Annotated in this window: 13 protein-coding genes; 5 read left to right on the top strand and 8 right to left on the bottom strand. The window is 40.8% G+C overall.

Annotated elements, in window-relative coordinates; translation table 11 throughout:
• Positions 1–97 precede the first annotated feature (97 nt).
• Positions 98–2,869 carry an EAL domain-containing protein gene (locus tag L8106_RS29815; protein ID WP_009786101.1) on the top strand — a complete coding sequence of 924 codons (2,772 nt, stop codon included), beginning with the start codon at positions 98–100 and terminating at the stop codon, positions 2,867–2,869.
• A 15-nt stretch (positions 2,870–2,884) separates the two neighbouring features.
• On the opposite strand, the gene L8106_RS19335 is transcribed toward L8106_RS29815, so the two are convergent.
• Positions 2,885–3,958, bottom strand: coding sequence for an extracellular solute-binding protein (locus tag L8106_RS19335; protein WP_009786102.1), 1,074 nt, complete (start codon positions 3,956–3,958; stop codon positions 2,885–2,887).
• A 61-nt stretch (positions 3,959–4,019) separates the two neighbouring features.
• Positions 4,020–4,559: a phycobiliprotein lyase gene (locus L8106_RS19340; protein ID WP_009786103.1), complete on the bottom strand. Its 540-nt coding sequence runs from the start codon at positions 4,557–4,559 to the stop codon at positions 4,020–4,022.
• An 889-nt stretch (positions 4,560–5,448) separates the two neighbouring features.
• Between L8106_RS19340 and L8106_RS19345 the strand changes: the two genes are divergently transcribed.
• Positions 5,449–5,829, top strand: a complete 381-nt coding sequence (locus tag L8106_RS19345) for a hypothetical protein (RefSeq protein WP_009786104.1) — start codon at positions 5,449–5,451, stop codon at positions 5,827–5,829.
• A 305-nt stretch (positions 5,830–6,134) separates the two neighbouring features.
• Here the strand turns inward: L8106_RS19345 and cobT are convergent, their stop codons facing one another.
• The 3 genes from cobT to L8106_RS19360 form a co-directional block, all read right to left on the bottom strand.
• Complete coding sequence (cobT, locus tag L8106_RS19350; protein ID WP_039896746.1) at positions 6,135–7,241, bottom strand: nicotinate mononucleotide-dependent phosphoribosyltransferase CobT; 1,107 nt, start codon at positions 7,239–7,241, stop codon at positions 6,135–6,137.
• A gap of 9 nt (positions 7,242–7,250) precedes the next feature.
• On the bottom strand, positions 7,251–7,949 hold the full coding sequence (locus L8106_RS19355) for a DUF2232 domain-containing protein (protein WP_009786106.1): 699 nt from the start codon (positions 7,947–7,949) through the stop codon (positions 7,251–7,253).
• A 126-nt stretch (positions 7,950–8,075) separates the two neighbouring features.
• Positions 8,076–8,735: a Crp/Fnr family transcriptional regulator gene (locus L8106_RS19360; protein WP_009786107.1), complete on the bottom strand. Its 660-nt coding sequence runs from the start codon at positions 8,733–8,735 to the stop codon at positions 8,076–8,078.
• A 176-nt stretch (positions 8,736–8,911) separates the two neighbouring features.
• Here L8106_RS19360 and L8106_RS19365 point away from each other — a divergent pair, with 176 nt between their 5' ends.
• The 3 genes from L8106_RS19365 to L8106_RS19375 all read left to right on the top strand — a co-directional run bounded on the left by L8106_RS19365 (position 8,912) and on the right by L8106_RS19375 (position 13,702).
• Complete coding sequence (locus L8106_RS19365; RefSeq protein ID WP_009786108.1) at positions 8,912–10,456, top strand: hypothetical protein; 1,545 nt, start codon at positions 8,912–8,914, stop codon at positions 10,454–10,456.
• A gap of 3 nt (positions 10,457–10,459) precedes the next feature.
• Positions 10,460–12,241: a hypothetical protein gene (locus L8106_RS19370; RefSeq protein WP_009786109.1), complete on the top strand. Its 1,782-nt coding sequence runs from the start codon at positions 10,460–10,462 to the stop codon at positions 12,239–12,241.
• Positions 12,242–12,547: 306 nt separating this feature from the next.
• Positions 12,548–13,702, top strand: coding sequence for a hypothetical protein (locus tag L8106_RS19375; protein ID WP_009786110.1), 1,155 nt, complete (start codon positions 12,548–12,550; stop codon positions 13,700–13,702).
• Between the two features lie 388 nt (positions 13,703–14,090).
• Here the strand turns inward: L8106_RS19375 and L8106_RS19380 are convergent, their stop codons facing one another.
• The 3 genes from L8106_RS19380 to L8106_RS19390 are packed head-to-tail and all read right to left on the bottom strand — an operon-like array spanning position 14,091 to position 15,454.
• Positions 14,091–14,426, bottom strand: a complete 336-nt coding sequence (locus L8106_RS19380; RefSeq protein ID WP_009786111.1) for a XisI protein — start codon at positions 14,424–14,426, stop codon at positions 14,091–14,093.
• Positions 14,414–14,830 carry a XisH family protein gene (locus tag L8106_RS19385; RefSeq protein WP_009786112.1) on the bottom strand — a complete coding sequence of 139 codons (417 nt, stop codon included), beginning with the start codon at positions 14,828–14,830 and terminating at the stop codon, positions 14,414–14,416. The genes L8106_RS19380 and L8106_RS19385 overlap by 13 nt, the downstream gene beginning before the upstream one ends.
• A gap of 24 nt (positions 14,831–14,854) precedes the next feature.
• Entirely contained in the window at positions 14,855–15,454 is a 600-nt protein-coding gene (locus tag L8106_RS19390) for a Uma2 family endonuclease (protein ID WP_009786113.1), read from the bottom strand.
• Positions 15,455–15,512: the final 58 nt, after the last annotated feature.

Here is a 15,512-nt window from a genome sequence, read left to right on the forward strand (position 1 = left end):
CAACTTTCGGGTTCATAGAATCATTTTTTGACTCGTAATGCTATCCATGTCTTTTTTAGAGCTTTGTTTTAGCCAAGCTGCATCATCAGGTCACACAATGGAATCAAAATCCCTCACAACTACACAGCAAGCAGTTCTCGATTTAGCGGCTCAATTGCGCCGTGAAATTGCAGCTCGGATCTCAGCATACCTCAAAACCTATCTCAATACACCTCACCAAGTTAATCAGATCAATGCCAATATAATGCAATGGGATCAGATCGATCCTGAAAATCTCGACAGTCTACAACAATATTTTTGGCAACAAATCAAAATTTTTGATACTGTTAGCGGGATGAACTGGGCTGATACCACCGGGAATTATATCGGAATTACTCTACTGAGTGATCGCACACCAACTCTAGAACTGAAAAATGAAAAAACAGGTGCAAATAAACACATCTATGCTCTCGATTCTGAGGGAAATAACACCTTTGAACAAATGGGTTTATGTCCGAACTATGATCCCCGTTCTCGTCCTTGGTATCTCACCGCTCAACAAGCCCATTGTGCAGCTTGGAGTTCAATTTATCAATATTCTAGCCCGATTCAAGTTCAACTGGGTTTAACGGCTGTTCTCCCCTTGTATAATGCAAACAATGATTTTCTTGGGGTTTTAGGATGTGATTTGTCTCTGTCTCATATTAGCCAATTTTTGAAAACACTTAATATCGATCATGGAGGGATTCGCTTTATTATTGAACCTTCTGGAATATTAGTCGCCAGTTCGACGCTGACTCAGCCTTTTAATATTGATTTAGATCAAGCTGTCATCGGCTTTAACGCTCTCCAAAGTAGCGATCGCTTCATTCGAGCAATCATGGCTCATGTCTATAGTCAATTTAATGATCTTACCCAGATTAAAGGTGACTATCAACTCGAATTTATTTGGGAGAATCAAATTCAGTTAATCGATATTTTTCCTTTTGAGGATGGTCGGGGTTTAAACTGGTTGATTGTTTTCGTCACACCCGAATCAGAATTTGTACAAAGTATTCCGTCTAACGATCATCATGGCGATCGCAATGCTCACAACACTCTCAAACGTATTAATCAACAACTCGAACAACGAATTCAACAACGAACCAGTAGTTTAAAACAACTCGATCAAGCCCTCAAAATTAGTGAAGATCGTTGGAAATTAGCCCTACAAGGAAGCAACGATGGAATTTGGGATTGGAATGTACAAACCAATGAAATTTTCTTCTCGCCTCGCGCCAAAGAAATGTTAGGCTATGAAGAAGACAATGAAACAACAAACCATCTCGCCGAATGGGAAAAACAGATTCATCCCCATGATCGAAAACGGGTGCTGAAAGCGATTTGGGATCATTTAGATCAACAGACCGAATATTATAGTACCGAATACCGAATTCGCTGTAAAGACGGTCAATATAAATGGGTTTTACATCGAGGTCAAGCCCTGTGGAATGAAATTGGTGATCCGATTCGGATGGTCGGTTCTCAAACTGATCTTAGTGAACAAAAACAAGTTGAAACTCAACTCTTTTATTATGCTTATCACGACTCTCTAACTTGTTTACCCAATCGAGCTTTTTTTATGGATCGATTGCATTTAGCCCTCGAACAAGTTCGTCAGTATTCTGAGCATCTATTTGCGATTTTATTTATTGATCTTGATCGCTTCAAATTGGTGAATGATGGTTTAGGACATTTAGCCGGAGATGAATTACTTATTCGAGTTGGACATAAACTCCAACAATGTATTAGTGTTCACGACACCTTGGCTCGTTTAGGCGGCGATGAATTTGCCATTTTATTAGACCCCATTCAAGGGATTTCTGATAGTATTATTGTGGCTGAACGGATTCTTGCCATTTTACAACAACCTTTTATTCTCGAAGATCAAACGGTTTCGATTACGGCGAGTATTGGCATTACATTCAGCCACTATTATACAGCCAATCATTCCTACAAACATAGTACAGATATTCTTCGAGATGCGGATATCGCCATGTATCATGCTAAACATCATAGCACTTCAAAATATGCAATTTTTGACAGCAAAATGCAGATGGATACGCTGATACGATTACGTTTAGAAAATGATTTGCGAGCGGCTATCGAATCTTCCCAATTAAAGGTTTACTATCAACCTATTGTTTGTTTGAAAACAGGCAAAATTAAGAGTTTTGAAGCTTTAGTGCGTTTACCTGATCCCAAAAAAGGGTTGATTTCTCCCGGTGAATTTATTCCGATTGCTGAAGAAACTGGATTAATTATTCCGCTCGGAGAATGGGTTTTACGAGCCGCTTGTCAACAACTCCGACAGTGGCAAATTCAAGGTTGGATTGATGTGAATGTCTCTGTGAGTGTGAATGTCGCTGGACAACAGTTTTCTCAAAAGAAAATTGTCAACTTAGTCCAACAAATTTTGCAAGAAACGGAATTATCTCCGGCGAATTTACGACTAGAAGTAACTGAAAGTGCGATTGCTGAACATTTAGAATGGGTAGCCCGACGTCTAAGTCAACTCCGACAAATGGGAGTGCAAATTTTAATTGATGATTTCGGAACAGGTTACTCTTCTTTGGATCGCTTACAACGGTTTCCGATTGATACTCTCAAAATTGATCGCTCTTTTGTGGCTAAAATGACTTCCCAAAGTTCTAATTCTAAATTTGTCGAGGCGATTGCTAATTTTGCTCACAGTTTAGGGTTTAGTGTCGTTGCTGAAGGGATTGAAACGGTTGAACAACAACAACTTATTCAGTACATTGGTTGTGAATACGGACAAGGAAACCTCTTTTCTCCGGCGGTTGATGTGGCGACAATGACTGCTTTGATTCAACGAAATCCAACTTTCTAACGGAGTAAATTATATTCAACTTCCGACTGCTTCTGTCCGAATTTTTCTCCACAACGCTTGATATTGTTTTAAAGTAGATTCGGGTAAGGGAAGTAAAAATTCACTTTGCTCTAGAATTTCTGCTTTGGGAAACAGAAGCGGATTATTTTGTAGGGTTTCCGGTAACTCGCTGGGCTGTAATTGATTAACAATAGGAGATGTTGTACCCGTTAAGATTGACATTTGGGTAGCAATTTCCGGTTTCCAACAAAAATCAATCCATTGTTGGGCTAAGGGAAGATTAGAGATCGGCTTTTCAGAGGTTGGCTGTACCCAGACATCAGCCCATAACGCCGTTCCCGAAGTTGGAATAACCACTCCGATATTATGCTGACGGCAAAATTTTTCCGAAAAATCTGTAGACCAACCCACCGCTAGCCAAGTATCTCCGGTAATCAAGGGTTTGAGGTAGGTATTGGAGTCATAAAGCTTGATATTGCGATGGAGTTGACGAAATTCGTCTTCTAAATCGACAACTAGATCAAGATCGGTAATATTGTAAGATGAACCCAGTTTTTTTAATATTAAACCAATCGTTTCCCGAGGATTATTAAGCACAGAAATCTGATTGCGGATATCTTCTCGCCACAAATCACCCCAATCTTGAGGAGTCCATCCTAAAGTTTCAAACTGCTCTCGACGATAGGCGATCGCTGTCGTTCCCCAACGGTAGGGCGCAGCCCAGACTTGACCTTGGGGATCTAACATCCCTTGACTGTTGCGAGTCACTAAAGCTTGCCATTGGGGAGGAAGTTGGTTCCAGCGTTGCCAAACTTGGGGATCGAGAGGTTGGACTAATTGCTGTTGAATTGCTTGAGTGAGCCAATAATCCCCAATCATAATCAAATCAGATGAGGAGCGATTTTCAGGTCTGGATTTTTTCTCCTGTGGTTGCAGCAACTGGTACAAGTCTTTGAGTTGCGCCTGAGGAACAAAATCGATCACCGGACGATCTGCTGAGAGTTCCTGACGAAACTTGTTCACCATTTGAACAGGAACCGAGCCTTTTAAGAGTTCGATTTTTAATGCCGTCGCCTGACGACATCCCATGGTGAGACTTCCTAATGCGATCGCACTTGTTCCCAGGAGAAAATTCCGTCGCTTCACAGTGTTATTGAATTCGTTTTTCTAGATACTGACCAATCATTTGCTGTTCGCCCGCGCGGGTGATAATCGACTGACGGGTGCGGTACTTCGTACCGATATGCTTGATTTCTTCCTCGAATACAGAACTATTGTACTCGGTTCGCAAGCATAATGTGTCTGGATTGGGGAGATAATATTTGGCGTTGATCGGATCTTTGGTTGCAAAACCGCGATCGCGATACAGAATGTCTCCTAATACTCCAAAGATTGTTGATCCTTTTGAGTTGGGGCGATTGCTTGCGGACTGGGTACTTTCCCATTCTACATAGGAACCACAGACTAAAATATTGCGATCGCTGAGATGATGCAGTTGGGCGAGTTTAATCAGTTCCGGGCTACCTTGCTCTAAAAATTTTACCGTCAAACGGCTCACCCATTCTTGGGTTTTTCCATCGGGTAGGGTGTAATACCGTCGTTCAGAATTCCACATCCCTTCGGATTGGCGCAGGTATTGTTCGATTTGAGATGTAGTCTCTAGTTGAATTTGTTGGCTCGGTGATTTCATTTAGAGAAGTCCTCCACTCGGTTCTACTGAGGCACAAAACTCTATGTTTAGTCCCCTGGTTTTCATTTTGTTACAATTCTTAATATACACACAAAAACATCAATCTGGCAATCTCAACGGTGATTGATTTTTGACTACAAGAGTCATCTATTCGTTTCCGGATTAGAAAGAGATTTGCTGATATTGATTCATCACTGAGGATATAAGACTCAAAAATAAGAGTGCAGTTGCCCTTGATACAAAACCTTGATTTACCACCTAGATTTGACGAATTTGAATTCTGTTTTTATGAGAAAGATTAGATTTTTGTTTCAATTTGTCACAAAAATTAATTTATACAACTGACAAATTAATCCCAAAAAGGCTAGAGATCAGAAGATTTTTCTGACGGTTAAATTTAAGTCTATCTTAGATTTCATTTTGTTCAAAACTGATAATCAATCAGCATTTTGATTATTCCAGAATGGGTGACTCTGATCATCAACCCAGAATGAAATCAATTTTTTTCAGAAATATAACACTCACCAATCTTGATAATTTTTTTCCATTGAGTCGTAATACATTCTCAGAAATTTTTTCTGAAGACACTTAAAAAGTTGATCCAAAGAACTGAACTTAAAACTCTCAAAAATGGAGAAGTTGGTGACTGTACATAGCCAGACAAGACTTGTCGATTTTTTTCTAGCCAGAAATGAAACAGCTTAATACGACCACATCAATCTGAACTCAGATTTGACCGTTGGTCAGAGTCAAAACCACAAAATTAAAATTTCTTTCATAAAAATTTTAGAGTAATCGTTAAATAAATTAGAAATAATTTCCCAGTAGAGCAATTTTATGTCTAGGATAAAAGAGAGAACTCAGAAATCTAGAGAGCAAAGGAATATTTATGGACAACCTCAATCAACAAGTTGGGGCTTTGAATCACAAAGTTGATCGACTTTACGAAATCTTGATACAAGTTAATGATCGACTGAGTGACTTGATCGAATCCCAACCCCCAGGACAAACAAACAATTTCAACCCGAATCCAGACCCTTCTCCTAGTCAGTCATTGACTCGACAACACCTTTTATTGGAATCGGGATTAGAACATAAAGATGTTTTAAGCGATGATGATTATGTCAGCAGCACAGTGATGATTCATCGAGAACAACCGAGTATCACCGCTGATATTCAAATTCAGAGACTCACCGCCCAACTCACAGCCGCTTACAATCGTATTGCTGCTTTAGAAGAACGGTTACTCTCCCAAAGAACCCCTCATTAGATTCTCAGGAGATAGAGTGATAGGGTGATAGGGAGATGGGAAACCCGCCCCTATTGGTCACTATAGCGCGTAGCGCTAGGGAACAGGGAACGCCGGATCAGGGAACAGGGAACAGCGCTTGCCTTGCGGCTCGGCGGTTTCCGGCGAGACTTAGTTTGCAATCTTAGGGAACAGGGAACAGCGGTGCGACTAGGCGCGAGGTTTCCTTGCAATCACGAACGCGCACCAAGAGAGGGAACAGTAGACTGTGAAGGGGTTTTAGGATTTAGAAATGACAATCATGTATTCGCGTAGCACTATATTTTTCAATTTCTAATTTGGTGATATTGATCCGCTAAAGCCTCGATAGCCTGTAAAAGTTGGTCAGTGTTCCAACCGAGTAAATGAGCCGCGATCGCGCATCCACCAGCCCCAACCCCTTCTTTGACATATCCTTGCTCATAGGCTCTGAGTTGAGCATAACGCGACATTGAAAAGTTGAGTGAGGTTGCCAGGAGGGGAACACCACCAATTTCTTGAGCAAGTCCCACCGTATCTCCCGTCGGATCTTCAGCAACCCAACGAGTTGTACCGACAACGATCTGTTGAGGATGCCAGTCTAACCCCAAAGAATTAGCGATCGCCTGACTCAGACTATACACAGCAAGCATTTGTGTTCCTCCGGCTAGAAGCACCCCCACCGTGCGACTCGCAGCAATTGTCATTCCCGCCACAACAATTTGCATCGGATCACCGACCGCCGCAACTAATTGAAGCGGATCTACATTCTCAACCCCGGGTAGATTCGCCGCTTGTAATCCAGCCGTGGCGATCGCCAATTTTTGAGTATGATTACAGTCAGGATGGCTACTATTGACCTTATTGTCAGCCGCGAACCCCAAACCCAGTAAAATAGCTAAAGCCGTAGTTGTACCGCCTACAACGCATTCTCCGATCATAATGTAACTTCCTGTGGCTTGGCGGGCGAGTCGTTCACCCCAAATTAACCCTTGTTCAAATAGGTGTTTGACGGTAATGAAATCTATAGCATGACCCGAACTCAGACAGTTTGCTGGAACTCCCCCAAGATCAATATGAGGAACAGTGGGAATAATCGGTAATCCAGCATTAAATAAATGAAAGGGAATCTGGAGATTATGAACAACGGTTCGTGAAATCAACACCGGAGAAGCACCTGCACTCAGAGGCGGTAAAGGATATTGAGGAGTGAGTTGAGGGCCGTTGTAGAGAAATTCAGCATCCGCAACACAAGTATATTTTCGATCTTCAGGAGTCGCGCCCGCCGCCGAGATTCCGGGAATCAGTCCGGTTTCTGTAAAACCCAAAACACAGGCAAAAATCGGCTGACATCCTCGATATTGCTGTAACCATTGATTTCCCAGTTGGGGTTGAGTATAGACACGAATACTCACAGTTGTCAATTAGCCTTCATAGTCGAGTAATACTTGTACCCAATGAGGAGGGCGAGGAATAGGGCTTTTGAGGCGATCGAGGATTAACAATGCCACCAAATGAACCACAAACAGATAAATCGCACTATTAACGACAACCATAACCACAGCAATCACTTGCACCAGCGTTAAACTAGGTTGAGCGAGTATTCCTAACTTAATAAAAATCCATTCCGCTAATTCGGTAATTTGAGTCGTCGCATAAACCCAGAGATCTCGACCCAGTAAAATCGATAATAGCCAATAGCGAAAAAAGAACCCGATAGAACCGATGATCGCCCCAACACCAATCGAAACAAACCAGTTCGCCCCCCGCTTCCATAATCCTCCCATCGCCACCCCCATCCAACCATAGGGGATGAGAAAGATAATACTCCGAGTCGGCCCCATTAAAACCGTTAACAACAGTAGAGAAGTTAAGGCACCCATCCAAGCTTCTCGTTTTCCCCAACGTAAATAAAGTAAAGCAATGGGTAAAGGGAAAAAGATTCGTAATACAGGCCCAATGGGAAAATAATAATTAACAAACCAGATCAAACTCGCTGTACTCGCTAAAAATGCAGTTTCCACCATCCGCAGGGGAGAACGACTGGGATCGGAACTTAGAGAGTTCTGGGAGTGGGGAGAGACAGAGGGAGAAGAATTTTGATTTTTTTTGGTCTTAGTCACAAAAAATTTAGGGGGGAGGAGAACAGAGAACCGCTTATTGAATTAAACAATTGGATTAAACAGTAGAACCTTGGCCGAAAGCGATGAATTGGATCTGAACCCTGAACAGTTGGGGGATCTTTCTTGCTAGACCAATGTTCGCTCTAAAGCATGAACATCTGGAATTCTGAGAATATCTTTATCGCGAAAAATCAATCCTTTTTTTTCCAGTTTACTGAGAACTCGGGTAACTGTCTCCCGTGCGAGTCCACTCAACCCACTTAACTCCCGATGAGGAAGATTAGGAATATGAGTACCATTTTCTGTGGTTTTACCCTGCCCCTCTGCCAAAAATAGCAAAATATCTGCAACGCGCGACGTACTATCAGACTCTCGTAGGCGTAGTCGTCGGTTGACTTGGCGTAGCCGTCTTCCCATCAATTGAGCAAGTCGAATACCTGCTTTGGGTTCAGTGCTAATTAACTCAACAAAATCCTGGGCGGGCATATTTCCGATCATAGTCGGTGCGAGGGTAATCACATCGGTGGAACGAGGAACTTCATCTAAGGCAGCCATCTCGCCAAAGATCTCGCCTTTACCCAAAATGTTTAGTGTAACTTCCTTCCCGTCGAGATTGTAGGTGCGAATTTTGACCCAACCATCCAGAATAAAATAGACGGAACTCCCCCAGTCATTTTCCAATAAAATGACTTGATTGGGGGGATGTTGGCGGCCGACAATATGAGCTGTAGCTTTATCTATTGCTTCAGTCGGCAAACCTTCAAAGAAAGATGTAGAGAGGATCATCTGAATTATTTCAGATTGTGTATCCCGGGACGTATACTCTGGCATGAGGGTATCATACTGTTGTGAATTGCGCTTAGGCGAGGATTTAGAGAGGGTCTGAAATAATAGCTTGTTCTACTTGAGTAGGCTCTTTCCCTAGCCTATCATGGTATCAGTTTTAGGGGGAGGTGACCGCCGTGAGTGTTCAACCTGATCGCATAAAAGCTTTGATCTCGAATATCGATGAAGTCTTGAACCTATCGAATCCTCGGCCACCTTTGGTTGTTATGGGGGATAGCATCATGCAGTCGCGTCAAGTTCTAGAACAGGTGCGAAGTTATTTGCAATCCCTCGAGCCAAGTCGCCTAACAGATAATTCTGATATCATACCGCGTTATTGTGATCCCGAACGGCAATCGTTAGAACAATCTTTACGGTTGATCGTTCGTGAAGAATTACAGGGATTCCAGACTCAGTTTACAGAAACCATTCAAGCAGAAATTCAGGCAATGCGCCAAGAGCGGCGGATTTTGATTCGAGAATTGCGGGGGTTGAGACAGCACCGACAACAAGCGGAAACAACTCAACAGACGACTCAGCCATCACCTGTTCCGACGGTGATTCCCCAGACAGAACCCTATATTTATCCTTCACGCACCGAACCTGTGCCAGAATTGTTCCCCTATGCAGGGGTAGAACTTCCTCCCTCTCTCCAGTTCAAGTCTTTAGTCACTCCGGGCGTTTCTTTGCAACCTCAAGAGAGTCAACCTCAAGAGTTAGAACTGGAAATTTCCGCCCCTTCAGAGCTTTTAGAACCCACTTCAACTGCAACCGAGGCAGAAACTCCCCTTACCGAATCGATTCAACCTGAACTGGAAATTTACCCGACCTCCGAAACTTCCGAATCTTTCCTGTCGTCCAACTCCCAAACTGAAACGACTCCGTTAGAATCAGTCGCACCCGAACTGGAAATTTCCGCCCATTCAGAACCTTTAGAACCCACTTCCACTCAGAGCGATGAAGAAATTCCCCAAACTGAGTCAATTCAACCTGAACTCGAAATTTACCCGACCTCCGAGCATCCACAACCAACACCAACCGCTGTATCTGGAAATCAAAACCTAAAAAAACAGGAGAACAGCCTGGGAATTACTTCAGATCGCCCCCATGAGATCAGCGATGTCTTTGGAGTCTTTGATCTCAGCGAATCTGTATTAGAATCTCAAGTCGAACCTTCGTCATCAGTAATCTCCACTCAGTCTACGACTCCCTCTGATCCGATTCACGAATTGCTTGATCAAGAAGGCTATGTTCATGCTTCACCCCATGAAGATCTTTTACCGCGTGATCAAGAAGAAGACGATGAGCCGCTAGACTCTCATTTGATGGTGGGTAAAAGTATCCGACAACAGCTTGAAGAAGATTTATTGAATCTAGAACAGCAATCTTTTATCGGGGAAGAAGATCCAAGTTCTGACTTGTCCAATGTTGGGGTGACATCTCAAACTCCTTCTTCTGTCGCGATCGCCAGTGCTAAAACAGTAGAAACCTTTGAGGATTTATGGTCTCAAACCTCTCTCGTCGAGATTAATCCCTTTGCTGAAGCAAATGCGTCTGAGATGACTCTTGATGAAATACTCACAACAATAGATGAGGATGAAGTGAAAACCAGTCACCCAGAAGATGAGTCTGATTTAGAGGATTTGAATTTTGAGAGTTTGAATCGCAAATTGCCACACTAAACTATGTCGTTACCTGAGAATAGCCCCGAAGCGCAAATCAACCCCGATGATCAATGGTATCTTGCACTGGATATCGGCACCGGAATATCAGCCTGTTTACTGAATCGTAATAGTCAGAAAGTCTATCCGATTTATTGGAAAGCTAAAACCATAGTTTCATCTGATCAAGAAAATAACAGTTCTGATGAGGTTACATTTCGTTTACGTTGTGAAGTAGACTGCCAAGAAACACCCAACGGATTACGCCAAAAGTTAGAAAATTTTAAGCCTTATCTCAATATTGCAATTCCCTATATTCGCATTACTCAGGATAGTGCTTCGGAAGTTAGCCAAGTTCCAATACCGTTAATCAAACTATCTAACAATCAAACGGTTTTTTTAGGTAAGTTTCAACGGGCTTTACAACTGTTACTCTCGACGTTAACACCTGTTTCTCAACCGCAATTTAAAGGGTTGATGTTACCAAAATTGTACACTTGTGGATCGGTGGGTTTAGATGGCTTGACGCTTGATAGGGTTCTTCAACGGTTAGCAGGTGTTATTGTTGGTTTTCCCAGTCAGGCGACGGAAGCCTATCGGTTTAACGTCGAGAAGGCGATCTTGAGTGCTAATCTGATCCAACGTTCTGAACAAATTTTTTGGCTAGAAGATGCGATCGCGACGTTGCTGGGTCATTTTCGTTCCGATGGGATGATTTCTATGTCGTTCGGGAGTGCGTTAGTAATTGATGCGGGAGCAACCACGACAGAAATTGCTTTGGTTGAACTTCCAGATCGGATGGAAGACTTAACTCATGATCATTTTATCTGTCACAGTTGGGCTTATGGAGGAGATGCGTTAGATCTAGATATTATTTGTCAGTTATTACTCAACTCTCCGACGGGAAAACAGCTTCTCTTGGATCAGTTTTCGGATCAGGATTTGATTTGGCCTCAACCGGGATCTCCAGATTTACACCGTCGTTATTGTCTTCTACAACAGCTACAAAGTCAACCTTTGGGGGTGGCGTTGTTGGCAGCAGCTAAGTCTCTCAAGGTGATTTTGACCCAACAGCAATATTATACTTTAGAGATTGAGGGTTATTACTGGAAACTCAACCAAACTGATCTAGAACGGTTGGTGTTGGTTCCGTTTATCAACCAGTTAAACACTGAACTCAATCACGTTATTGTCAAAGCAGGGCAATCAAGTATTGGTATTAATCAAGCCCTTTGTATGGGCGGAAATGGCGTCTGGACTGGGTTAAATCGCTGGTTGCGACAAAAATTACCTAATGCTGTGATCTTCCAAAATGACAGCCAACAGAGTAGTATTGATCCGCGATCGCTATGGGATCAGGTACAGGTAGCAATGGGGTTAGCTACTTTACCTCTTTATCCTCAAGTTTTGGATCGTTCTCGACACCAATATCGGGATTATTTTCTACTAAAAGAGTTGTTAAATAGCTTTGAGGAAGGAAAGACGTTATCTATTCATCAGGTGATGCAAGTCTTAGAAAGTCGCGGAATTAATACACGTTCTTGTAAATCTCGCCTTCTTTCTATTTTGAAAGATCAACTTCCACCGGGTTTAATTCCCCAAGAACCAGAAATTGTCTGGATTCATCCGGCTTCTCGACAAACTCCAGACTATCAGTATATTAGTCAGGAAAAGTTATTCATTGAAGACGGTGATAAATCCTATCGTTTAAATCGAGAACAAGCGGATCAAGTCTGTCAATATTTGAATCAATTGTTTTCAGGATCTCTCGCCTATTTGGAGGAACCTGCTATCATTTCGCTTTAAGATGAAAATCTCTATTTAGACTATAAAGTTTTCTCAAGATAACTACGTTTAATTCAATATCACATTTTCATTGCGATCGCTTGAGTTTGCAGACACGCCCTAATGTGAAAAACCTAGCCCAAAAAGATCCGCTTTCGTCCTTATTCGGATCTATTGGGGTAAAATGAGTTAGCTGTGATCAGGCTTTGAGGAGATGGATATACTACCACCGGAATCAACCACACAGTTCGGTACACTCAGTTGGCATCAAATCGGTTTGAGAGCTTTTGGAATGATTAAAGTAAATTTTGGGTTTAAATAACTTTTATGACTACTGAATCATTATATGATGAGATGTATCGTTTGTCTCAAAGAGGTATAGAATATGTCAATAATAAATATCCTAAACTTACTTTTAAGATAAGAAATAGATTGATAGAAATTGGTCATGACTTCAGTTTAAACGAGTGTAAATCTTTCGACAGTCGGCAATTTATATTTGGAACTTTCTTAACATTAGCATACGTTCATACTTTCTCAAAAGACTCACCTAAAAATTCAGATACTATTGTTGTTTATTTAAACGTCTTGAATAGTTATAGTAAAGAGTTTTTAACACAATATAATATAATCTTACTTGAAGAAATCATGAGCGAATATTTAGCCACTTACTATAAAAAAGAAATTAATGTAAAATTTACTGTGCAAAATTTCATAAATACTTTTGAACTCCTAAGAAAAACAAATCTTGAAGATATGTTTAGGATGAAATCCTTTGACTATATTTTGCATAACTATCTCTACTCAGTAAGAGAAAACCCTTTCGATGTAGTAATAAAAAACGATTCAAGTTTTTGCGAAGAACTTGATGAAGAATTCCTTGAAGACACTATTCACGATCCTTATTTCATATATTTACTAATACGATTAGATGTAATCAAATACAATGATGATGGCAGGCTATTTTTAACAAATGAGAAACAGCAAGTTGACAGAAATCATTTAAAAAAAGTTAATAGTTCTTTAACTCAAACTTTACAGCTTTTATGTATGAGTTTAATAAAACCTAAAAATAGTACAAAAACTCCTCCTATTTACTCTCAAGGAAAAGAATCTGAATTTATAGAATGGAAGGGTCATTACTTCAGATCTTCTCAAGAAGTAGAAATAGCAAAAGAGCTAGACTCAAGACAAATACTGTTTTTTCCTAATGCCGGATGTAGGGTATTAGAAGAAAAAGGAATGCACACAAGAGAAATTGATTTTTTAGTAATCATTGATGGTAATATGGGAATCCTTGAATGTGATTCTGAAAGATATCACCAAAGTGCAGCAAGAGATCATAAGCGTGATGGGTTATTCAATGCTCATGGTATATGGTTTATTCGCCGCTACACAAGCCAAGATTGTCAAGATCCTAAAAAAGTTGTTGATGGTTTCATTTCCGACTTTGAGAAATTTATCACACACAACAAAAGATAAACAAAATACGGATAGAACAATCAGATCTTAATCTAACCATTTCCAATATTGATCGCTTTTATTTCCTGCTGAATAATGGGGAGGAATATCAAGTTTTTGTTTCAACCGTAGAAGTATTATATCGGTAGAGTTGAGTATTTGTCAATCGTTTGGGTTGTTTATTTGCCTAGTTTCGCCTCCCTGAGCAAGCCAATTTTTGGGGAAATTCTTGGTTGAAAGTTCGCCAATTGCCCCCCTTTGTCCCCCCAATTCTGGGGGGAACTAGAACTGCCAAGTGTCCCATTTTAAAGTCCCCCAAAGTTGGGGGATTTAGGGGGCAGAGGATTTAGGGGGGTTGAGACAAACAACCGCTTCAGTTGATGCTAACTGCTGGAGTAGTTTTTATTTTTTAAGCAACACCATATCCGGTATAAGGACGTTTGTAGGGAGGGTGTAAACCCAATACAATGTCTTCTTGAGGAATACCCATTTCGATTAATTCTTGACCCACATCAATATCAGTTGTATTGTGCTGAAGCCAAATCTTTTCATCTTTGATATCAAAATGTAAAACAGTATAGTAAACTCTTTGCAACCCTTTCCAACCGACTCGCATTAATTGATAATGATCTCGTATTGAGTCCAAAAAGAGTTGGTTTTCTACATCTTCATTTCGATGTTGAAATTCACTATATTTTTCTAACAGAGTTTGAATACAAGAGCGATAATGTTCTAATTTATCCATTTAACAATCTCCTCCATAATAGGTTCGTAAACAATAAGTTTGAGTTGATGACGTTTAATTGCGGTTTTAGCTAAACTACTTTGAAAGAAGGTTTGATAAGCTTCAAGAGGAACCGCTAAGTAAAGTTGGCGATCCGGTTCATTAACTTCAAGCATAATTCGATAGTTTAAAAACTGTCCTAAAGCGGTATGAAAATCACTAATGGCAGATGTACCGATAAAGCTTTTAATTTCCACCGCAATTTTTTCCTCGCCACGTTCAGCAGCAATTAATCGTTCCGCACCCAGATCAATTTTAACCGTGACATCTTCCCATTCCAGTTCTAACGGATCGTCAGTAACTATCCATTGATATTTTTCTAACCCTCGTTTAACTATTTCATGGAAGAAATCTTTTGCTGCCATCTTATTCCAAATTTATTAATAGACTTAGATTGATATTTTATTGTCGGTATTCAATATCCCCTCCAAGATCACATCTTCATAAAGCATCTCAATGGGAAAACTCAACTCAACGGTAGTCAAATTGATGTCGTCTCCTTCCCCATAGTTATAAAGTTCCCAAATTCCCTGTTGATTTTTGCGAAAAATTTCAACAAAAATTTGTCTCGTCTCAATTAAAACGTATTCTTTTAAACTGGATATTCGACGATAGTTTTGAAACTTTTTACCCCTATCTACTGCTTCTGTTCCCGGAGATAACACTTCAACAATTAAGCAAGGATGATAAATAACTTTAGTGGCGCGTTGGTCTGTTTCATCGCAAGTGACCATGACATCTGGATAATAAAAAGGTCCGGCTTCAGAGACTCCCAGTTTGGCATCTGCCATTGAGATTTTACATCCCTTGCCACGCAGATGATTTTTTAAGATTGTCGTTAAGTTAACCGCAATATCATTATGAGGAATACTTCCTCCCGTCATCGCAAAAACTTGACCCTCTATATATTCATATTTAAGGGGTTGTTTTTCTTCCCATTTGAGGTAATCTTCGGGAGTGATAGATTGACTTTCTGGAATGGCTATCATTGTAAATTTCCTCAACAGATAAAAGGGGTTTTTAGTTGGGCGACCTGGTAATAAATCA

It is taken from the genome of Lyngbya sp. PCC 8106 (genome assembly GCF_000169095.1).
In the GTDB taxonomy this organism is placed as follows: domain Bacteria; phylum Cyanobacteriota; class Cyanobacteriia; order Cyanobacteriales; family Microcoleaceae; genus Capilliphycus.